At 74.0% G+C, this 20,443-nt stretch carries 17 protein-coding genes; 11 read left to right on the forward strand and 6 right to left on the reverse strand.

Annotated elements, in window-relative coordinates; all coding sequences use genetic code 11:
* Window positions 1–13: 13 nt before the first annotated feature.
* Window positions 14–700: a hypothetical protein gene (locus FHL80_RS11680; protein ID WP_138733587.1), complete on the reverse strand. Its 687-nt coding sequence runs from the start codon at window positions 698–700 to the stop codon at window positions 14–16.
* Window positions 701–782: 82 nt separating this feature from the next.
* Window positions 783–1,157, reverse strand: coding sequence for a hypothetical protein (locus FHL80_RS11685; protein WP_138733588.1), 375 nt, complete (start codon window positions 1,155–1,157; stop codon window positions 783–785).
* Window positions 1,158–1,309: 152 nt separating this feature from the next.
* Between FHL80_RS11685 and FHL80_RS11690 the strand changes: the two genes are divergently transcribed.
* The 4 genes from FHL80_RS11690 to FHL80_RS11705 are packed head-to-tail and all read left to right on the forward strand — an operon-like array spanning window position 1,310 to window position 9,113.
* Window positions 1,310–2,767: a hypothetical protein gene (locus tag FHL80_RS11690; RefSeq protein WP_216870639.1), complete on the forward strand. Its 1,458-nt coding sequence runs from the start codon at window positions 1,310–1,312 to the stop codon at window positions 2,765–2,767.
* Complete coding sequence (locus FHL80_RS11695; protein ID WP_138733589.1) at window positions 2,764–3,555, forward strand: hypothetical protein; 792 nt, start codon at window positions 2,764–2,766, stop codon at window positions 3,553–3,555. The genes FHL80_RS11690 and FHL80_RS11695 overlap by 4 nt, the downstream gene beginning before the upstream one ends.
* A 9-nt stretch (window positions 3,556–3,564) precedes the next feature.
* Window positions 3,565–8,067 (forward strand): hypothetical protein, encoded by a 4,503-nt coding sequence (locus FHL80_RS11700; protein ID WP_138733590.1) that lies wholly within the window; start codon window positions 3,565–3,567, stop codon window positions 8,065–8,067.
* Complete coding sequence (locus FHL80_RS11705; RefSeq protein ID WP_138733591.1) at window positions 8,064–9,113, forward strand: Wadjet anti-phage system protein JetD domain-containing protein; 1,050 nt, start codon at window positions 8,064–8,066, stop codon at window positions 9,111–9,113. The genes FHL80_RS11700 and FHL80_RS11705 overlap by 4 nt, the downstream gene beginning before the upstream one ends.
* Window positions 9,114–9,232: 119 nt before the next feature.
* On the opposite strand, the gene FHL80_RS11710 is transcribed toward FHL80_RS11705, so the two are convergent.
* The 3 genes from FHL80_RS11710 to FHL80_RS11720 all read right to left on the reverse strand — a co-directional run bounded on the left by FHL80_RS11710 (window position 9,233) and on the right by FHL80_RS11720 (window position 11,560).
* A complete protein-coding gene (locus FHL80_RS11710) occupies window positions 9,233–9,904 on the reverse strand; it encodes a hypothetical protein (protein ID WP_138733592.1) in 672 nt (223 codons plus the stop codon).
* A 297-nt stretch (window positions 9,905–10,201) separates the two neighbouring features.
* Window positions 10,202–10,672 (reverse strand): hypothetical protein, encoded by a 471-nt coding sequence (locus tag FHL80_RS11715; protein WP_138733593.1) that lies wholly within the window; start codon window positions 10,670–10,672, stop codon window positions 10,202–10,204.
* Window positions 10,673–10,681: 9 nt separating this feature from the next.
* A complete protein-coding gene (locus tag FHL80_RS11720; protein ID WP_138733594.1) occupies window positions 10,682–11,560 on the reverse strand; it encodes an abortive infection family protein in 879 nt (292 codons plus the stop codon).
* A gap of 87 nt (window positions 11,561–11,647) precedes the next feature.
* Between FHL80_RS11720 and FHL80_RS25485 the strand changes: the two genes are divergently transcribed.
* The gene (locus FHL80_RS25485; RefSeq protein WP_216870640.1) at window positions 11,648–11,824 is read left to right on the forward strand and encodes a hypothetical protein; all 177 of its coding nucleotides are present in this window, start codon (window positions 11,648–11,650) and stop codon (window positions 11,822–11,824) included.
* Between the two features lie 76 nt (window positions 11,825–11,900).
* Here FHL80_RS25485 and FHL80_RS11725 read toward each other — a convergent pair whose 3' ends face one another.
* Window positions 11,901–12,173 (reverse strand): hypothetical protein, encoded by a 273-nt coding sequence (locus FHL80_RS11725; protein ID WP_138733595.1) that lies wholly within the window; start codon window positions 12,171–12,173, stop codon window positions 11,901–11,903.
* A gap of 335 nt (window positions 12,174–12,508) precedes the next feature.
* Here FHL80_RS11725 and FHL80_RS25490 point away from each other — a divergent pair, with 335 nt between their 5' ends.
* The 6 genes from FHL80_RS25490 (at window position 12,509) to FHL80_RS11760 (ending at window position 20,388) form a co-directional block, all read left to right on the forward strand.
* Window positions 12,509–13,321: a DUF4352 domain-containing protein gene (locus FHL80_RS25490; protein ID WP_216870641.1), complete on the forward strand. Its 813-nt coding sequence runs from the start codon at window positions 12,509–12,511 to the stop codon at window positions 13,319–13,321.
* Between the two features lie 561 nt (window positions 13,322–13,882).
* Window positions 13,883–14,500, forward strand: coding sequence for a hypothetical protein (locus FHL80_RS11740; protein WP_138733598.1), 618 nt, complete (start codon window positions 13,883–13,885; stop codon window positions 14,498–14,500).
* A complete protein-coding gene (locus FHL80_RS11745; protein WP_138733599.1) occupies window positions 14,497–16,182 on the forward strand; it encodes a TnsB C-terminal domain-containing protein in 1,686 nt (561 codons plus the stop codon). The genes FHL80_RS11740 and FHL80_RS11745 overlap by 4 nt, the downstream gene beginning before the upstream one ends.
* Window positions 16,179–16,955, forward strand: a complete 777-nt coding sequence (locus FHL80_RS11750; protein ID WP_138733600.1) for an AAA family ATPase — start codon at window positions 16,179–16,181, stop codon at window positions 16,953–16,955. Before FHL80_RS11745 ends, FHL80_RS11750 begins: the two co-directional genes overlap by 4 nt.
* Window positions 16,952–19,198: a helix-turn-helix domain-containing protein gene (locus tag FHL80_RS11755; protein WP_138733601.1), complete on the forward strand. Its 2,247-nt coding sequence runs from the start codon at window positions 16,952–16,954 to the stop codon at window positions 19,196–19,198. The genes FHL80_RS11750 and FHL80_RS11755 overlap by 4 nt, the downstream gene beginning before the upstream one ends.
* Window positions 19,195–20,388, forward strand: coding sequence for a DUF2442 domain-containing protein (locus FHL80_RS11760; protein ID WP_138733602.1), 1,194 nt, complete (start codon window positions 19,195–19,197; stop codon window positions 20,386–20,388). Before FHL80_RS11755 ends, FHL80_RS11760 begins: the two co-directional genes overlap by 4 nt.
* The last annotated feature ends 55 nt before the right edge of the window (window positions 20,389–20,443 follow it).

The raw sequence follows: 20,443 nt of genomic DNA on the forward strand, positions 1-20,443 counted from the left end.
GGCCTTGCTCCGGTCACCCCGCCTCGGTGGTGTTCAGGTAAGGCAGGTGCGCCCGGATGCACCACGCGGCCGCGTCGCCGTCGAGCTGGTCGGGACCGGCGAGCAGCAGCTCCTTCAGCTGACCGACGTCGGCGATCGACGCCGGGCGCTCCGGCGGCGGGGTGCCGTGCCAGTGCGGATGCTCCGGGTCGCCGGCGGCGGTGCAGAAGACGTCGACGATGCGCGGCCACGCCGGCATGCCGTACCACCGGTCGCCCCAGACTAGGGTCAGCGACGCCGCGCCGATCAGCGCAGCCCGGGCACCGTCGGTCTCCTGACGGAAGGCGAGGGTCTCCGCACCGGAGCGCACGTCCCGGCGCAGCGCCGTCAGCTTCTTCCCGGCGTACTCCCGCAGTGTCCGCCCGTCAGGCAGCTGCCGGTCCGGGTCGGTGAGCGCGGCAGCCACCCCGGCCCAGTCGGTGCCGGACAGGTCGATGCGGTCGTGCAGCAGACGCGTCATCGCGCAGTTCGCGCGCATCATCTCGCCGTCGTCCAGGCCCGCCGGGGAGCAGTGCAGGAGCTCCCAGACCTGCCCGTCGCTGCGCCGGATCATCATCTGCACCGCACCGACTGCGGCCGCCCATCCCAGCTGCTCGTCGGTCTCGATGCCGCGCAGACGTAGCTGCTGTTCCAGCATCTGGTAGTTGTCCTGTGTCAGCACGACAGCAGTGTGCGCCGGGCTCCGACGAAGATCGTTCGCCTCCTCCGCCGCCTGCCCCCGCAGGATGGGGCCCACCGGGTGGTCAGCGGTCCCTGCCCAGCGTGGGCAGGCCGCCGGACACCGTCCGGATGCTCCGGCTGCGTGGGAACGCTGTCGAGCTGGCCCGCACAGCCGGCGTGACGATCCCCGGCCCGTCCACCGGTGGTCGCTCCGGCCGCGGCTTGGGCAGCCGGGCCGCGACGGCCCGCCGCAGGTCGCCGATCTGCTGGTGCACTGGGTGTTGGTCGGGCAGGTGCGCGTCGGCCAGCAGCTTGGCGGCCGCGTCCAGCCGGGCCTGCGCCAGCCGGGCCTGCCCCTTCGCGAGCATCAGCTCCGCTTCACGCAGCCGGGCCGACACCGCGTCGGGCACGCGTCCGGTGCGTCCGAACGTGCTGGTCGTGGGGCGCTGCGAGGCCATCTGGGCATGATCGGGGCGTTGCAGCCGTGGGCGCAAGGCCGCCGCACCGACCTGCCCCGGTCGAGCAGGCCGTCCACGCCGGACAGAGGTGGCTGCCCGCAGGTGGTGTCGGATCGGGGGTTCTGTCCGAGGCGGGGCCTACGGTGCTGCCCGTGGCAGCCGGAGTGGTGGACGTCGGGTTCGCGCAGCGGGTGAAGGCGCTGGCCTGCACCGCGCCGCTGCACGACCTCGACGCCCGCAAGGCGCAAGTGCAGACCGCGGACTTCGCGGTCTACCAGATGAGCGAGCTGGCGCTGCACATCATCGACTCGGTGACCCTGGCGATGGACTTCGACACCGGTGCCGATCCGCAGCGGGTCATCGCCGACGTCGCCGGGCATGCAGCGCAGCAGGCACCCGACCGCGCACCGGCCGAGCATGAGAAGGCCGCCCGGTGGGTCCTGGAGAACCTGATCAACGTCGGGTCCACCGACCGCGGGTTCCGCGCCGTGTACGGGCTGACCGCAGGCGACGGCGAGTACCGCACGTACGCCTTCGACTTCAAGCTGCTGGAGGAGGTGCCCGGCGGCGACGGGGAGATCTACCTGCGAGCCACCACCGAAGCGGTCAACGTGCTCGTCGGCGCCCTCGAGGTCGACATCGAGTCCGCGCAGATCGCCGCCGACCTCCGCCTGGACACCCTCATCCGGCGTGGCCGGCTCTCCGACGCACAGGCGGCCGCGCAGACCGCCCGGTACCGGACCATCCAGTACGGCGAGCAGCTGCGCCAGCGCCTGGAGGCCACCGGCCGTGACGTGCACAGCGTCGACTGGCTCACCGAGATGCCGGCGTTCCTCGACGAGGCGGTCGAGCACATCGAGGCCCGGTACAAGGCGGAGAACGCCATCCTGCTCAACATCACCGAGATCCGGGACACCGCCGACACCGCCGACCGCAAGCGGCAGGCCGCCCAGCTGGTCGCGATCGTCCGCGAGTGCCTGCGCCGGCACGACCAGTTGGGAGCCGCCGTCCAGCTGGCCGGCCGCCGGTTCCGCGCCGAGCAGGATCGGCAGACGTTCACCCCCACCCGCGCGGGGGGCACCCTGGACCTGCACGCCCAGCTGCTCGTCCCCGCCCTGGAGCTCAGCGTCGTGGCCGCCGACCTGGTGCTGGGCGCCTACTTCGTCACCAGCACCGGCACCGTGGTCCCGCCCGCGGTGCGGCTGTCGGACCTGTTCAGCGCGCTGATCACCCCGCCCACCGAACGGGAACTCCTCGGCGGCGAGGTCACCGAACCTGACCTGGACGTCATCGAGCCCGAACCCCCGTTTCCCGAGGAGTGCTACGAGCTGCTGGACGAGCTGCTGGATCTGGACCCCGAGGCGCCGCGCCGGCTGTCCGGGCTGCTCGAAGCGGCCCGGGAGATGCACCCCTGGCTGCCGTCGCTGGTCGTCATCCGGGTGCTGGCCCTCGCCGCGCAGGAGATCCACGCCGCCGTCCGGCACGGCGCCACCGGAGTGCTCATGGCCATCGACGACGGCACCCCGCTCACCGACCGCGAGTTCGCCGGCTCCGACCTCATCGTCGCCCGCGCCGCCCTGACGACCGCCGCCGAGGAGGGTGCGGCATGAGCACCATCGAGACGACCACCGACGCCGCTCGGCTCATCAGCTACGGACTGCGCCCCAAGATGCTGCCGGCCCGCGACGAGGAGTACCGCACCCTGGTGGGCCGGGCCCGCACCGATGACGACTTCACCGCCGCCGTGCACGCCGTGGCCGCCGGCCTGGGCCTGGTCGTCATCGAGGTCACCGAGCGCACCGGCATCGTCGTCGCCTCCACCGAGGACAGCCCGTTCGCCATCCGGATGACCGACTACGCCCGGCGGACCAGCAGCGAGGGGAAGGCCGCCGAGCGGGTCGTGCACGCCCTGGCCCACCTGGGGGCGGCGACGCTGGCCTACCCGCGCCCGGCGGACCTGGCCGATGAGTCCTACATCGGCCGCATCAGCACCGAGGGCGTCGACGCGTTCGTCCGGGAGGCCTGCGCACGGCTGGCGGACCGTGTCGACGACGAGCACACCGACGCCAGCGCCACCGAGCCGGACCTGGACGCCGCCTGGCGGGTGTACGCCCGTAGGGCCCGCACCGGCAGCACCGGCGACGGTCGCAAGCTGTCGACGTCGACGATCGGCGTCACCAGCAAGGCCCTGGCGTTCCTCGCCGACCAGGGCCTGCTGGTCCGGACCTCCGACGACCGGGGCGGCACCTTCCGCACCACCCCGCGGTACCGGGCTCAGGTCCGGGAGGCCGGTGCGGTCATGTTCGACGAGCTGCTGAGCCTCGGCATCGCCGAGATCAGCGACGGCACCGGCACCATCACCGTCGGCTGGGACGCCGCCACGGTCGAAGCGCTGTAGGGGGCGACCATGTACGAGCTCAACCGGATGCGGCTGTTCAGCGTCGGGCCCCGCGGGGCCCGCTACAGCGACGTCGTCCTGGACCTGTCCGCGGCCGGAGCCGTCGCCGGCGGCCAGGGGAACCTGTTCAGCGAGCCGACGCGGCGCCCCAGCCCGTACAGCCTGCTGATGCTGGAGAACGGCGGCGGCAAGAGCGTGCTGCTGCGCCTGCTGTTCAGCGTCGTCCTGCCCGGCCGGCGCAACGCCGTCGGCGGCTCGGCGGCGACGATGGAGAAGTTCGTCCTCGGCGAGGACCCCGCGCACGTGGTGCTGGAGTGGATGCACGTCGCCACCGGCGAGCGGGTCATCACCGGCAAGACCCTGCAGTGGCGGCGGAACCGCGCGGCCGACGGCACCCGCCTGGCTGAGGCCTGGTGGTCGCTGCGGCCGCACGCCGACCTCGAGCTCGACACGCTGCCGTTCGTCCGGGACGGCCGGCACGTCCGCCTCGACGGGTTCCGCGAGCTCCTGGTCGAAGCCGACCGCACCACCCCGGCGGTCCAGCTGACCTGGGCCGGGGACCAGGTGGGCGACTGGGCCACGCACCTGCGGGCGCTGGGCATCGAACCGGACCTGTTCGCCATCCAGCGGCGGATGAACGCCGACGAGGGTGACGCGGCCAGCGCGTTCAAGTTCCGGTCCAGCAAGGACTTCGTCGAGTGGCTGCTGCGGACCGTCCTCGACGCCGAGGACGCCGTCTCCACCGCGGAGACGTTCGACAGCTACGCCACCGTCGTCGGCGACCGTCAGGCGATGGTGCTCGAGCACGACTTCGTCACCGGTGTCCTGGCGACCATCGGCCCGGCCGCCGAGGCGTTCGAGGGGCTCACCGCGGCGACCACGGACCGCCGCGCCGCGGAACGGTCCGCCGGCACGCTGCTGGCGGCCCTGCAGGCCCGGGCCGCGGCCGAGGGCGCCGCCGTGGACACGCTGCGCGCCGAGCACACCGCCGCCGCCGAGGCGGCCAGCGCCCGGGAAACCGACCGCGACCGGGCCCGGGACACCGTCAACGAGATCCGCCGGCAGACCCTCGCCCTGCAGGTCGCCGCCGCCGAGAGCGCTCAGCAGGCCGCGGCACAGCAGCGCGATGACGCCGACGCCGAGCTCGACGCGTGGGCCGCGGTCGACGTCGTGGAGGAGCGGGACACCACCGCCGCCCAGGCGGCCAAGTACGCCGACCAGCTCGCCGCGGCCGAGGAGTCCGCACGCCCGGCGCTGCACGCCCGCGACACCGCCGCAGGCAGGATGCTGGCCAAGCTGAACGCCGAGCTCACCGCCGCGCAGCAGGCCCAGCAGAAGCACAACACGCAAGCCCGGGAGCACACCGTCCGGGCTGAGGCGCTGGACGGTGACCGTTCGGCGCAGCTGGTCGCGGCTGAGCGCCGCCGCGGTGAGGTCCGGGCCGCGCGTCAGGTCGTGGCCGCCGCACGCGCCGCGGTGGACGCCGCGGTCGCCGCGGGCCTGCTGCCTCCGGACGCGAACGTGGCCGACGAGGCTGTGCGGGCAGGTGCTGCGGCCGTCGACGCCGAGGCGCAGCTGCGGGCCGCGGAGACCGCACTGACCGCCGCCGAGAGCGAGGCGCGCGGCCTGGCTCAGGTCGCCATCGCCGCCACCGCCGCGCTGCGGGAGGCTGAGGGCCGGCAGCAGTCGGCCGAGGCGGCGCTGGCGGGGATGACCGAGCGGGCCGGCGTGCTCGCCAGCGCCGATGACGTGCTGCGACTGCTCGGCCTCGACGCCCCCGACGTCGCCGTCCTGGACGCGAACGCCGAAGCGGTCACCGACGGGCTCCGGCGCGACATCGGCGACGCGGAGATCGCTCTCGCCACGGTCAAGGCGGGGCAGTCCGACGATCAGCGGCTGCTGGACGCCCTCGGTGACGGCGGGCTGCTGCCGCCCCGCGACGAGGTCGAGGCCACGGTCGCCGTCCTCCGTCAGGCAGGGCTGGGCGCACACGCCGGGTGGCGGTACCTCGCCGAGAGCGTTCCCTCCACCGACCGGGCCACGCTCGTGGACGCGCACCCGCAGCTGGCCGACGGCGTCGTGCTCGTCGACCCGGACACGCTCGACATCGCCAGGGAGACGCTGGTGGCCGCGCGTCTGCTGCCGGCCGCCGCGGTGACCGTGGGCACCGGCGCCGGCCTGCTCCACCTGAACGCCGACGGCGAGGGCGCTGCAGCCGGCGCCGAGCAGTTCGTCGTCGAGCCGACCCCTGCACTGTTCGACGTCGATGCGGCCGCGGAACGCCGCGCCCAGCTGCGGCCGGTGATGGCCGAACGGGGCGAGCACATCGCCCGCCGGGAGACCGACCTCGCCGCGGCCCGCGACGTCCTGGCCGAACTGCTGGCCTGGCGTCGGACGTGTCCACCCGGGCACCTGACCACCCTGGCCGAGGCGGTCGAGCGGACCACAGCCGAGCTCGGCGAGGCGGCCACCGCGGCGAGCACCGCAGCCACCGACGCCGGCGTCGCCGAACAGCGCCGAGCCGAGCAGGCGCAGGCGCTGCCGGGGCTGCGCGCCGCAGAACGCGCTGCCGCTGACGTGGCCGGTGCGCTGCGCCGGCTGACCGACACCGTGGCCGGCGCCGGCGACCAGCAGCGCCTGCTGCCGGAGCTGGAGGAAGCCGCCGACGTCGCCGAAGCGGCCGCCGTCCGGCTGGGCGAGGAGCGCGCACGGGCGCTGGACGCCGCGGTCGAAGCCGCCCGCGCCGCGGAGAACGACGGCGACCGCGCCGAACGGCACCGCATCGAGCTGCGCACCGTCACCTCCTCCTCGGGGGAGGTCGCCGCCGTCCCCGACGAGCCGCTCAGCGAGCTCCGCAGCGCGTACCTGGCCGCGCTGGCGGTGTTCCATTCCGTCGAGGTGGGCCAGGACCTGCGCGCTGAGGCGCACAACGCCGACGTCGCCGCCGCCCGCGCTCGCGCCGCCGCGGCAGCCATCAGCGCCGACGTCATCGCCTGGGCCGAGCGGCTGCTCGCCAACCCCGAGGGTGCCGACTCCGCCGGCCGCCGGACCGCAGCAGCACGCGTCGAGCGGGAACGGGAACGGCAGGCCACCGCCCACGACGAGGCGCTGGCGCAGGCGGCGACGCTGCGCACCGAGCTGAAGGCGGCCAGCCCCGGCGAGGCGGACCGCAACGTGTGGACCACCCTGCCCGAGGACCGCCGCCCGCAGGACGTCTCCCACGGGCAGGGGCTGCTCGCCACGGCGCAGGCCGACCAACGCCGCGCCCAGGAGGATCTCGACGCCGCCAACGAGCTCGCCGCCGGTCTGCACCGGCGACTGGGCTCTGCGGCGGAGGCTGCGCGGGCGTTCGGGGAGGTCACCACACCGCTGATGACCGTGCTCGAGGACGTCCCCGCCGATGACGTGGCCGTTCCCGACGCACCCGTCCCGTTCGCCGGGGCGGTCGCCGACGCGGACGTGCAGGCCACCGAGCGGTACCGCGCGGTGCGCACGACCCGCGCCGCGGAGAAGAGCGTCCAGGACGAGGTGAGCCGGCTGACCGCCGCCGTCCAGCGGTTCGCCGGCGACACCCGGTTCGACCCGATGACCAGCAGCACGTCGCGGCGGATCCTGATCGGGCTGGAGCGGGACGCGCTGGCCGCCCGGGCGCCGGAGTTCCTCCGCTCCTTCACCGCGCGCCTGACCTCGCTCACCCACGACCTGGAGAAGGCCAACCAGCACCGGACGCTGCTCGTCGGCCGGCTGGCGGGGCTGGCCGAGAACGCGCTGAAGACCCTGCGGAAGGCCACGACCCTGTCCAAGCTCCCCGATGGGCTCGGCGACTGGACCGGGAAGGAGTTCCTTCGCATCCGGTTCAGCGACCCGGACGCCACCCTGCTCGCCGCCCGCGTCGGCGAGGTGGTCGACGAGCTCGCCGCCACGACCGCCGCCCGGGTCCCGGGCGCACGCGGGACGGCGCCGAAGCGGGACGGGTTCGCGCTGCTGATCGCCGCCGTCCACGCGGGCGTCCCGAAGGGCTTCACCGTCGAGGTCCTCAAGCCCGACTCCGTGCTCCGCGACGAACGCGTCGCCATCGAGCAGATGAACGAGGTGTTCTCCGGCGGGCAGGAGCTCACCGCAGCCATCGTCCTGTACTGCACGATGGCCGCGCTGCGGGGCAACGAGCGCGGCCAGCTGCGCACTCGGCACTCCGGTGTCCTGTTCCTGGACAACCCGATCGGGAAGGCCAGCGCGGAGTACCTGCTGGACCTGCAGCGCGGCGTCGCGGCCGCCCTGGGGGTCCAGCTGGTCTACACAACCGGCATCTTCGACGACCGGGCCCTGTCGGCGTTCCCGCTGTGGGTGCGGCTGCGCAACGACGCCGACCTGCGCGCCGGGCTGAAGCACATCCGGGTCGCCGAGGTCGTCCGCCAGCACCTGCCCGACCCCTACCGCCCGGAGGAGACCGCCTCCGGCTCCACGGCGGCCGGCACCGTCACCGCCGCCCGGGTGTACCGGCGCCCGGCATGAGCGGCCCAGCCCTGCTGACGCCCCGCGCCGGCCGGCTCGCAGCAGCACTGGAGGAGTGGCCAGGGCGCACCGTTCCGCTGGCCGACGTGTGGGCGCTGTTCGCCGCCGCCGACCCTGCCAGCACCGCCTCCCCAACTCGGCGGGAGACCCTCGCCGCGACCCTGACCGCGCTGGCTGCCGCCGGGGTGCTGACCCCGTCGAAGACGGTTGACCGGACCGCGATGCCGCCGCTGCCGACCCGGGTGACGCTGCCCGCGGCCGCACCAACCGAGTCGGCCGCAGCGCTGGCCCGCGCGGTCCCGTGGCGACCGGAGCTCGCGTGGGCCATGTCGGCCCGGCTGACGGTCGGTCAGGTGAGCGCCCTACAGACGATCAACGCCTGGCTGCGGGACCGCGGCCGCGACGACGACGTGGTGCCGCTACGGGAGCGGTCGCTGGAGCTGTTCGGCCGGGAGAAGCAGCTGGACCGGACGCTGACCACCGCACTGTTCAGCCCCGGCCGGCTCACCCTCGGGCTGCTGCGGACGTTCCGGGCCCGGCCACCGCTGGCCGCACGGAGGGTCGGTGACGGGCCGGTGCTGCTGGTGGTGGAGAACTCCGACACCTTCGACACCCTCAGCCGCGCCCTGACCGTCGCCCCCGGCGAGGTCGGACACATCGCGTGGGGCGCCGGTGCGGCGTTCGAGGCGTCGGTTGTCTCCACCGCCGACCTGTCCGGGGTCCGCGCCGTGGCGTACTTCGGTGACGTCGACGCCGACGGGCTGCGCATCCCGGCATCGGCCGCAGTGGTCGCGGTCGCCGAGGGACTGCCCGCGGTGCGGCCGGCGGCGGGCCTGTACCAGCTGCTCCTGGATGCCGGGACCCCGCAGCCGGGCCAACCGGTGGTAGCCCCCGAGCGGGCCGCGAGCCTTGCCCGGTGGCTGGAGGAGGAGCAGCGAGGAAGCGCCGTCGGGCTGCTGACTGGCGGCGCCCGGCTGCCGCAGGAGACGGTCACCGCACGCCGGCTGGCCGCCTACCCCGGCTGGCGTGCGGGCCTAACCGCCTAGTTCGCGGGAGCGACGCGCTGGGCGGGCGTCCCGTGGCGCGGATGCCTGCAGGTCACCTCGACGAGGAGGTAGTCGCGCAGGTTGGACCTGAAGAGGACCGCGCGCGTCGACGACATCCGCTACGACGGGCCGTCAGTCAGACGGAGCGCGAGGGGTTCGTTCTCTGGGCCGTTGAAGCCGAGCAGGTGGCGCAGCTCCTCCGGAGAACCATTCTCGAGCAGCAACCTGACGCCTGACTCCAACTGCTCGGGTGTGAGCTGCTCGAGTGCGCGCTCTGACTCCGCAGTCTCCGGGCCGTCGACGATCCGGGCGCCACGCAGCACCCTCAGCTGCTCTTCGCTGAACGCTCTGGCGATCAGCGCTGCGGCGAAGCGCTCGCGCGCCTCGGCGGCGCTCATCGCGGTCCGGTCGTCCGCGACCGCGGCGGTAGATGCGACTACGACGGCGGTGGGCTCGTCGGGGCGCTCCTCGCTGTTGCCGCCGCCGGTGCGGGTGAGCGTGCCCCACGCCGACCTCAGAGTCGGCATCGCGCGCTCCCGCAAGAACCGCTGGGCGGGGGGCGTCAGCTCCTTGACGATGAGGACGGCGCCGACGACCGCCAACCCGCCGATGGCCACCGTCCGCAGGTCCGGGAGCCCGTCGCTGTCGTCGGCCTCGTCGGCCTCGTCGTCTGGGTGGAGCCGGACGTGGGTGTCGATCGCGTTCGACTCGTCGTCCCGCGCGAGCGGGCTGTAGCCATCGCCATCGCTCGCCTTGCCGAGGTGGGTCCCGGCCGGGCGCTCGACCCACATGCGCTCGCGGATCGTGTCCTCGCCGGATGCGGTGGGTTCTCCAGCAGCCATGTTCAGACGGTATGTGCGGCTTCCCATCGGCCAGCGCCAACGCGCCACAGGCGGCCATCGCCGGCCACAGCAGACACACTGCACGACTCGCGTCTGCAGGCGCTGATTCACGTGGCCGGCCTGCACGCCACCTGGCGGGCGAGCCGTCGGTCGGTCACCAGCAGCACCCGCAACGCGCATCGGCGGGGACTACTGTCCACGAAAGCGAGACGCCCATGCCGACCAGCACCTCGCCGCGGGGACGGCTCAGTCCCACCACAGGCCGACGACGGCCGCGCCGGGAGGCAGCTCTGCGTTGAGCAGGTCGGTGCCGCCCCCGGTCCACACCGGTTCCTGCGCCGTCCAGCTGACCCACGCCTCGGCGACCGCCGTCTCCAGGGCGCCGGTCACCTCGGCGGCGATCCGTGTGGCCAGCGGTCGCGCCACCTCGCGGCCGACCTGGATGCCGTCGATGCGCACGAACGCCCGCCCGGGCACCAGCGAGCCGACGAGCCGGCCGTCGAGCTCGGCGGCCTGCGCCACGAGCCAGGTCATGGCCGGCTGGGTGCCGTTGAGCCGCGCATCGCGCAGGTCGGCCGGCAGGTGCTGCAGCGCGGCGGCGCCGACGTCCGCCGGCACGTCGACCAGCCGCCCCGCCGCGGCCAGGCCAGGGTCGCTGTACGGGGCGAGGAGCGCGGCCAGCGCCTCGACGTCTGGCGCCCCCATCGTTCGACCCATGCCGGCACGCTAGCCGCGGCGGCCCGCCGGTGGCGGGTCGGCTGCCGGGCGCCAGGGCGCCGCCGGGTCGGCCAGCGTGTCCAGGAGGAACCGGCAGTAGGCCGTGCCGCTGTGTACGGCCAGACGGGCGTGCCGCTCGGTGAGGCCCCGCAGCGGAGTATCCCGGCCGTGGTCGCGGCCGTACCGGTTGCGGAGCTCGTCGATGCCGATGGCGACCTTGTACAGGCCGTCGAGGACCATCTTCAGGCTGGTGTCCCCGGCCTTGTCCGGCGCCAGAGTGCCCACCATGAGGCCGAGCGCCTTCTGCGCGCCGGAGACGAGGGTCGGGAACTTCACGTTGCGCTCCCACGTGCCGCCGGTCTCGCGCAGGACGATCTTGGCGGTGCTCTCGATAAGCGCCTTGACCGCGCTGAGCGCGCCGGCCGGGTCGGTATCGACCTCCCGGTCGATGCGCACCAAGTGCTCCTCCAAGACCTCGATGTCGGCGATCTGGTCCAGCGGGATCTCCACCCGGCGGCCGGCCACGGCGCGCAGCTGCCCCTCCGGGCCCAACGCGAAGCCGTCGTCGGTCAACGCCCGCAGCAGCTTCCCGCGGGCCCGGTCGCCGTTCTCGTCACCCTCGCGCGGCAGGACGTCGGCGAGCACATCGTCGAAGACGCGCAGCAGCTTGCGCCGGTCCGCCGGGTCGCTGAGATCGAGTGACGCGACGTACTGCGCGGTCAGTCCCCGGCGCTGCCCGTTGATCCCCTGCACCGCCTCCTCGGCCACCTCCGGCGGCGGCGGGCTGATGCTGTTGTCCTCGAAGAGGTGCCCGATGGGCGTGAGGGTGGACCAGTCGGTGAGGACGTCGCCCAGGATGCGGAGGGTCCGCTTGGAGAACGTGGCCATCGGTGCACCCACGGTAGCCGCTGCGCAGACGACGCCCGGCTGCAGACCCACCGACGCGCGGGCGGCACCGTCCTGGAGGTCACCGAGGTGCGCGACAGCGCCACGGCGCTGGCATTCGAACGGCGCAGCCTGGACCGCTACCTGGCCGCCGCGGCCGTGTCGTTCCCGCCCGAGAAGCTCCCCCGCGGTGGCGCCACCGAGTGCTGGTCGGCACATGCCGGCCATCCCGGCCTCGCGGAGGAGGCCGCACGCCTGCGGCGATGACCTCGGCCGGGCCGGAACGCCGGAGAGCCCTCCGGCGGCCATGCCAGCTGCGCTACTGACCCAGCCGGCTCTGGGCTTAGTCGAGCGTGCGCAGATCCGCCGCCGGGAACCAGTCGAGCTCCGCGCCGTCGAAGAACGAGCCCTTCCACAATGTGGCCAGGCCCAGCCACGTCCCGTCGCTGGTCCTCATTCGGCCCCACAACCAGCCCACGACCTTGCGCTCGTCCACGCCGGCCCCGCCCCCGCTCAACGCGACCGGGCGAGGCGGGGAGACGTGGGACGCGTGCGGCCGGGCCAGCGCCGCCTGCAACTCCGCCTTCAGCTGCTCATCCGGCGTCGGGGTCCACATGCGGCTGACCGTAGAAGCGGAGCGCGGCGGGGCCCGGCGCGTCGTCATACGCGTGTTCGACGAATCAAGTGACTGCGGACCGGGTGAACTTGACGGCCACCCGGTGCGCGAAACCGGGTCGGGCTGGCGACAGCTCGGGCGGCGCCAGCCGCGCAGGTCGCCTCCGCCCGGGCAGGCCGCTCCAGATCCACGACGCTCGCGAGGCGGACGAGCTTCTCAGCGCTGGCACCTGCTCGTGCGGGTTCAGCTGTTGCGAAACGCCGTCGATGCCGATGACTGACGTCGGCGGCCGACTGAAGGGCTGCTGACGCGCAGACAATCACGGGGAGCACACAATGACCGAGCCCACCGACACCGAGAGCCGCCCGCAGCGAACCGACGCACTGCCGCCTGTTCCGCCGGCGGGCGTCGCTCAGCCGCCCATTCCGGCACCGGAAGCGTCCCGTCCCGCCGCCGGACGGGGGAAGAAGCTGACTGCGGCGCTGGCCGTCGGCCTCGTCGTCGGCGGAGGCATCGGCGCCGGTGCCTCCGCCGCCCTGAGCGACCCCACCGGCAGCGACGAGTACCAGGCGCTCGCCGTGCAGCTGGAGACCGCGCGCGGCGAAAACGCCGATGACCAGCAACAGGCAGCCGCGCCGTCCACCTCGGCGGCCGCCGCGAGCAGCAGCGGTGCGGCCGACGGGCCACAGCTCGCCCCGGTGGGGCAGACGGTCAGCAACGGCGGCGTCACGCTCACCGTCACCGGCGCGTTCGTGGCCGACACCATCGAGCTCAACGAGACCAGCTACGCGCCCGGCTCCGGCTACGAGGAGTACACGCCCACTCCGCCTGACGCCGGCGGCAAGTACGTAGTCGTGGAGACGCACGTGGTCAACAACGCCCAGGTGAGCATGGATCTGACCTGCGGATTTCCGATCGACACGGCTGTCGTCGACGCCCAGGAGCGGTACTTCGACACCATCGACAGCCTCTACAAGCTCCGCGACAACCCCGAGTGCAACGACCAGCTGCAGCCCGGCTTCGAAGCCGACATGACCTACGTCTACATGGTCCCGGCCACCGCACAGATCACGGCCTTCGGTTTCGCGGACGCCACCGACCTCGCCAACTCGTCCACCAAGTACACCGGCGTGCAGCTGACCCTGTAGATCCCGCCGAGGCGGATCGGTGAGGAACCAGTCGGCGCGCGGCTAGCCCCTCGGCGTCGGCCGGGCACGGCGGCTGGCGCGGGGCGGGGCGGTACCGCCAGCGGGCGCGCGCAGCGGCCGCGACCGCGGTGGCCTCGTCACGCCACCCTCCTAGTCGTCTGGCGCGCGACGCTCAGGAAGGTCCCGGGTGCCTGGTGCGACGCCCGGACCGACAGCTCCGCGGCGCCCCCGCTTCCGGCCCAGGGTGACCTGAACTCCCCCGGCGCACCGCAACGCCGACGTCGGTGACCGGCCACCGGCCACTGTGGTCACGCGTCAGCCGTCCTGGATGATCTTGCGTTCTGCGTCTCCATGATCGAACATGCGTTCGAACACCTGTTCGACGTCTGGGGCGCTCCGACGCCCGAAACGGGCCGACGACTGCCGTCTGCCGTTTCGAGCGCTTCCCCTCGGGGGGCCAACCGGTCGCGTTCGGGTGACCACTGTGCTCGATCCACGGGCGCACGGTCCCCGTCCGCTGCACCCGACCGGTGAGCGCACAAACGAGAGGACCACCCACACGTGAACGCCGTCATCGACCGCCCCTCAGCGGCCGGACCCGCCCCGGCCACCGCCCTGCCTCAGCAGCCGGGCCGGCGGCAGGGCTACCGGGGATTCCACGAGGCGCTCAACGCCCGGTGCGAGCTCGCCCTCGCCGAGCACCTGGCCATTCCAGCCGGTGGCCCGGCATGGGAGCGGGCCACCGACGCGCTCGCCCTGGCCGGCCGCATCGTGGCCGTACACGGCATGCCGGCCCGGCACGCCGCCGCCCGCCAGCAGCTGGCCGCCTTCCTCGGCGTGTACGACCGGTTCTTCCGACTGCCCGGCAGCTGGGAGCTGGACCCGATGGCCCCACTGAAGTCGCCGCTGACCTGGCGCACCGCCGCCGGCCACGTGCTTGTCGACGTGGTGCGCACCGCGCCGCCCAGCCATCCGCTGGCCGACACCGGCACCTTCACCCGCCTGACGGCGGCAACCGCCTGGGCCGAGACCCGCGGGCTGCGCCTGGCCGGGGTCCGGCTGCTGGCGCTGTCGGCGCCGGCGACGTCGCTGCTGCACGGCCCGTCCACCGGGCTGGTTCCGCTCGCCGGCACCGACTTCGCCGGTGCCCTCGCCGGGCCTGCCGGGGTGGCGGCGTGACCGCCGGATGGCTGCGGCGCGCGGCGCTGGCCATCGCGGTCGCCGCGCAGCGGCCCGATGGCAGCGTGCCCGATGAGGCGGTGCGGCGTGCCGCCGCCGCCGCCGGTGTGAGCCCCCGCCAGGTGCGCCGCTGGCTGACCGGTCACGCCGAGCACCTCACCGACGGCGTGGCCGGGGTGCGCAACGTGCCCGACCCGGCGGCCCGGGTCGGCTGGCAGGTCAGCCCGCAGGTGCTCGGGGTGGTGTCGGCGACGCACACGCTCAAGCAGGCCTGGCAGCAGCTGCGGGCCACCGACCCGGTCACCCCGTCCTACCCGGCGTTCACCGCCGCGCTGCGCGGCTACGACGACAACGGCATCGCCCGCGCGGTCAAGGGCGAGGGAGCCAAGACCCTCATCGGGTCGCGGATGTACCTCAAGGTCGAGGTCGAGCAGCGCAACGCCCGCTGGGAGCTCGACAGCCAGGAGGTGCCGGTGTTCGTCATTCCGACCCGGGGCGCCAAGCCGGTGAAGCTGCACCAGACCACCGCCATCGAGTCCAAGCACCGGATGGTGATGGCCACGGTGTTCACCCCCGGCCCGCCGCGCGCTGAAGACGTGGCCGCGTGCATCGCCCGCGGCGTGATGGGCCGGCCGTACATGCTCGACGGGCAGGAAGTGTGGGTCGGTGGCATCCCCGACCAGATTGTCTGGGACAACGCCAAGTCCAACCTGGCCGAGCTGGTCACCGCGCTGGTCGTCTCGCTGGCCACGATGGGGTCAGCCGTCACCCCGTACGCCGGCTGGGAGAAGGGCAAGATCGAGTCCTGGCACGGCATCAGCCAGAGCGAGTGCTACAGCACCATGCCCGGCTACGCCTACGGCCCGCAGTCCTTCACCGGCCACCGGTACTGGGGCGACCACACTTCCGGCGCGGCGCTGCTGGGTGAGGACCTGCTCATCAGCCAGGCCGAGCGGTGGGCGCTGGAGCAGTACAACACCGCCCGCGTCCACGGGGCGCTGAACACCACGCCGCTGCGCAGCTGGGCGGCGGACACCAACCAGCTTCGCCAGGCCACCGTCGAGCAGCTGATGCCGGCGATGCTGTCCACCCAGAACCCCCGCACGGTGAACAAGAACGGCATCCGCTTCCGCGGCGTGGACTACGTCGCCGCCGGACTGAACCGGCTCGTCGGCCGCAAGGTCACCGTCCGCTACCTGCCCAACGTGGAGCTGGAGCGGCAGTTCATCGAGGTGTTCACCGGCGATGAGTGGGTGTGCACCGCCTACCCGTCGGCCACCCTCACCCCCGCGCAGCGCACCGCCCTGTTGGTCGAGCGGCGCCGGCAGTACGAGCAGCTGCGGGAAGCCGAACGCGACGGGGCACGGATGCGCCGCGCCGTCGCCGAGCGGACGAAGGCCACCAACGGTGCGGAGACCACCTACGGGCAGAACGCCGCCGAGTACGCCCGCGACGAGCTGGCCGCCAACCTCGACGACCTGTTCGACGTCCTCCCTGACGACCAGCGCCCCGACCTCGACGACGACTTCGACGAAGGCCAGGCCGCGGACCTCAGCCCCAGCAGCTCGGGCCTGGGCGCGCGCCTCGGCGCCGACCTCAGCGCGGAGTACGTCGATGAGCTGGCCGACGAGCTGGAGAACGACCTGGATGGCGGGCTCGGCGGCGGGCAGGTGGCGCCGTGAACGCCCGGCACCTGCGTGGCCTCACCGGCGCCGTCGACGTGCCCACCGCCGCCTACAACCGGGCGATGCTGGTGCTGCGCCGGGCCGCCGGCGACAACGACCTCGCCGCGCTGCTGGGCGAGGCCGGCACCGGCAAGACGTTCTGCGCCCTCTCCTTCCTCGAGCAGATGACCGCCGCCGGAAGGCTCACGGTCTACCTGCAGCCCGAGCCGACCGCCACGCACACCCAGATGACCACCCGGCTGCTGCAGAAGCTGACCGGTGCCCGCCCCACCGGCGAGTCCTACTACCGCACCGACGACCTGGCCGACCTGCTCACCGAGCACTCACCGGTCATCGTCGTCGACGAGGCCCACCGCGCCCAGGCCCGCGGGCTGGACCAGCTCATCTACCTCAAGGAGAACGCGCCGGAGTGGACGCTGGTGCTCGTCGGCAGCGACCTGCCCGCGGCGGCCGCCCGCGTGGCCGGTGTCCGCAGCCGGCTGCGCGGCCGTACCGCCGCGTTCGGCGCCCTCACCGGCGCTGAGCTGCTGAGCACCCTGCAGGCCTGGCATCCGCTCCTGCGTCAGGCCGACCCACAGCTGCTGCAGCGCATCGACGCCCGCTACTGCGCCGGCCGGTTCCGGGACTGGGCGCAGCTGCTCCGCGCCGCAGAGGACGCCAACGACGAACTGCGTGCCCGTGGCAAGCCCACCCACCCAACGCTCACCACCCGCCTGCTGGGCACCGCGGTCGCGCTCGCGGGCTTCGACGCCTGGGAGGTGCCGGCATGACCTCGCCCGCGGCTCCGCCCACGACCATGACCCCGACCACCGCCGACCCGGTGCCGCTGGCCGCCAACGCCGCCGGGTTCACGGTGCTGCACGTGGCCAACGACGAGGACGTGCTGCTGCGGCCGGCCGGAGCCAACGACCCCGACAGCGGCCGGGTAGCGGTGAGGGTTCGACCCGGCATGCGGCGCACCGACTGGCTGACCCGCGACCTGCTGGCCGCCCTCGGGGTGGACTTCGGGGTCACCGGCAGCGGCCGCAACGCCGATGAGAACCTGCAGCTGCTACCCGTGCGACTGGTCGCGCGCCGCATCACCGACGTGCTGGTCGGCAGCGCCGAGTCGCTGACGCCCACCATGCTCACCGACCTGGTGCTGCTGGCCGCCGCCGCCCGCACCCGGCTGTGGCTGGTCACCGCCCCGCCGGTCGCCGAGGCCGTGACGATCGCCCTGGGCGACTGGTGCGCGGTCGAAATGACCGTCGGCGACGCAACCGCGGCCTGGCCCGGCCTGCTCGTCGACCCGGACGGCACGCCCGCCGACGCCACCGCCCCAGCCGACAACCTGCCCGCGCGACTGGCCGACCCCGGCGAGCCGCGGCACCTGCCGCTGGTGGACGCCACCACCCTGCTGGCCGCCAGCCGCAGGCTCCTCACCACCGCAGAGGCAGGCTGGGTCCACCGTCGGCTGGCCGCCGCCGTCAGCGGCGCCAGCCACGAGCTGAGCACCGACCCGGACCCGGCGGCCGACCCCACCAACGCCATCGCCGCGTGGCTGCTGGACCGCTACGACAGCGCCGGCACGCTCACCCAGTTCCTGTGCGACGTCCGCGGCCTGCAGGTCGCCGGCCTGTGGCGCGGGCTGCTCATCCAGGTCGACGTGCCCGCGCTGCTGGGCACCGCTGCGGCCGCCCCGTCCGCGGCTGCCCGCACCCCCGCGGTGTGGCGGCGACTGCGTGCCTACCGCCTGCCGGTCCGCGCCGCGGCGTGCGCACTGGCCTCAGCCCGGCTCGGGTCCAGTGCCATCTGCGCGCTCACCGTCGCCGACGTCGCACCCGACGGCGCCACAGTCACCACCGACGGCATCACCGTGGTCATCGAGCCCGACGCCGCCGCCTACGTCGCCGAGCAGCGGCTGTTGCGCCTGGCCTCCGGTGCCGTGCCCGGCGCTCCGCTACTCACCACCAGCACCGGCAGCGAGCTGTCCCACAAGGGGCTGGCCCGACTGCTGTCAGAAGCGCGGACCGAACTCGGCGTCGTGGTCACCAGCCGACTGGTCGAGCGGCGCGCTCCGGACACGGCCACGACGCTGCGCCGCTGGGGCGTGGCCGTCACCTCCATCGGTCCCAAAGTGCCCGGGACCCCGGACACCACCACGCCGGCCGCGAGCCAGCCCACCGCAGACACCGGCACGCCGTCAGCCGCGGTGCCGCTGCTGGACGTCGCCCTACTCCGCCGGCGGAAGATGGAGCTGCGCCTGTCCCGCAACGACATCGCCAAGCACCTGGGCGTCACCACCGCCGTCGTCGGCCGCCTCGAGTCCGGCGTCAACCACGCCGAACAGCCCCTCGGCCTGCTGCTGCGGCTGGCCGGGATGCTCGGCGTCGACCTTGCCGACCTACTCCCCCATCGCCGGGCAAGCGCCACCCGCCCGAACGTCGTCGCCAGCGAGAACGCCGGGGCCGACGATCGCGGCGAGGGCCCCGAGGACGTGCGGCTGCTCGGCGCCGCGCTGCACACGCTGGCCGTGCTGGTGCCGGTGGAGTCCCTCGCCGACGTCCTGGGCTGGGATGCCGCCCGACTGGCCACCGCCATCAACGGCCTGGAGCTGGCCGCGCCGGCGGTCGGGCTGCGGGTGCACCGGCTGCAGAACCGGGTGTCGCTGGTCCGCGCCACCGACGCGCTGCCCGCCGAGGCCCTGGCCGCAGTGCTGCGCTACGACGCCGCACGCACCGGCCTGGACACCACGCAGGCCCGCCTGGTGCACGCCGCGCTCACCCGCGCCGTCACCGACCCCACCGGGCGCGGCGGACGCGGCGGACGCCACATGCTCGCCCGTTCCAACGCCGAGAAGGTCGCCGCCGGCTCCCTGGGCGGCGCCGGCATGCTCACGACCGACGACGCCGGCGACCTGTGCCTCACCGACGACGCCGCGGTGTCCCTGCTCGTTCCCCCACAGCCTCGCCCGGGACGAGACGTTCCCACCGATGCTCACGCCGCGCTCGACCCCGCGCAGGAGGCCCAGTGACCGACATCCCGACCAGCCAGCCCGACCCCGACAGGTCGCAAGCCGCAGAGGGCGCTGGCGAGAACCACGTCGCCCGGCTGCGCGCCGAGCTGACCGCGCTGCGCGCCGAACGCGACGACCTCGCCCGCCGCCTCACCGAGGCGCTCGGCGAATACCAGGTGACCGCCGGGGCAGGTCAGCTGCCTCTGCCCGGCCTGGCCGTCCCACCACCACGTGTGCGTATCGACCTGCCGCTGGACGTGCAGACCACCTCCGAGCGGGGCCTACCGTGGGCGTTCGCCGACGAGGCCCGCGATCTCGCGCGCGTGCGGCCGGGTGCCTACCTGCTGGCCGGTGACGAGCGGGAGCCGGTCCTGGTCCAGGTCGTCGAGGTGAGCGACGACGGCCGGGTACACGTCCGGATCGTCGGCCCCGGCCCGTTCATCCCCGCGGACCTCAACTTCGAGTCCGACGAGCCGGGCACGGTGTGGGCCCGTGTACCTGCCGCCGGCGCACCGGCGGCGGGCGCAGTGGTGCTGGCCGGGTCGGCGGCCGCCTGGTCGTGGGCCCGCATCGAGGCTGTCGAGGACGGCTGGCTCCTCCTACGGCTGCGGGCGGCCCCACTGGCCCCGGCCTCACCGGCAGCCGGTGGTGCTGCCGCTGCACGGCCCGGGTCCGGGGCCCCGCCCCGGGAGGATCCGTTCGTGGACGTCACGGCCGTCGAGCTGGCCGGTGACTACACCCTGGGTCTGAGCTGGGCCGACGGTGCGACGACCATCGTCGATGTCGAGCCGTACCTGTGGGGCGAGGTGGGCGCGCCACTCCGGGACCTCGAGCTGTTCGCCACCGTCGTCGTGGACCACGACGCGGGCACCGTCGTCTGGCCGGCGACCGGCCTGGACCTCTCGCCGGTCGAGCTGCGCCGGGCCGGTCGACCGGCCGGGCCTGGCGGTGGGCCAGGACAGAACACCGCCACTCGTGACCAGGTCCTGACGGCGCGGGAACAGCTGCTGCAGCTGGCCGATGCGCATGGGCTGACCGACCTGCGAGTCGACGAGCTCGGCAACCTCGTCGTCACGCTGCCGGCCGACGACGCCGGCTACCGAGCCCTGCGGGCGTTCTCAGCAACTGCCGCCGAAGCAGTCGGGGCGTGGGTGAACGTCGTCGCTGCGGACGCCCCGGGCGCACCGACCGACACCAGACTGCTGTGACCCGACTGCGGCACCCACATCAGGTGGGCGAACTACCCGCGTCGGTCGCGTCGGT

The sequence above is a fragment of the Modestobacter excelsi genome (assembly GCF_005930495.1).
Classification (GTDB): domain Bacteria; phylum Actinomycetota; class Actinomycetes; order Mycobacteriales; family Geodermatophilaceae; genus Modestobacter; species Modestobacter excelsi.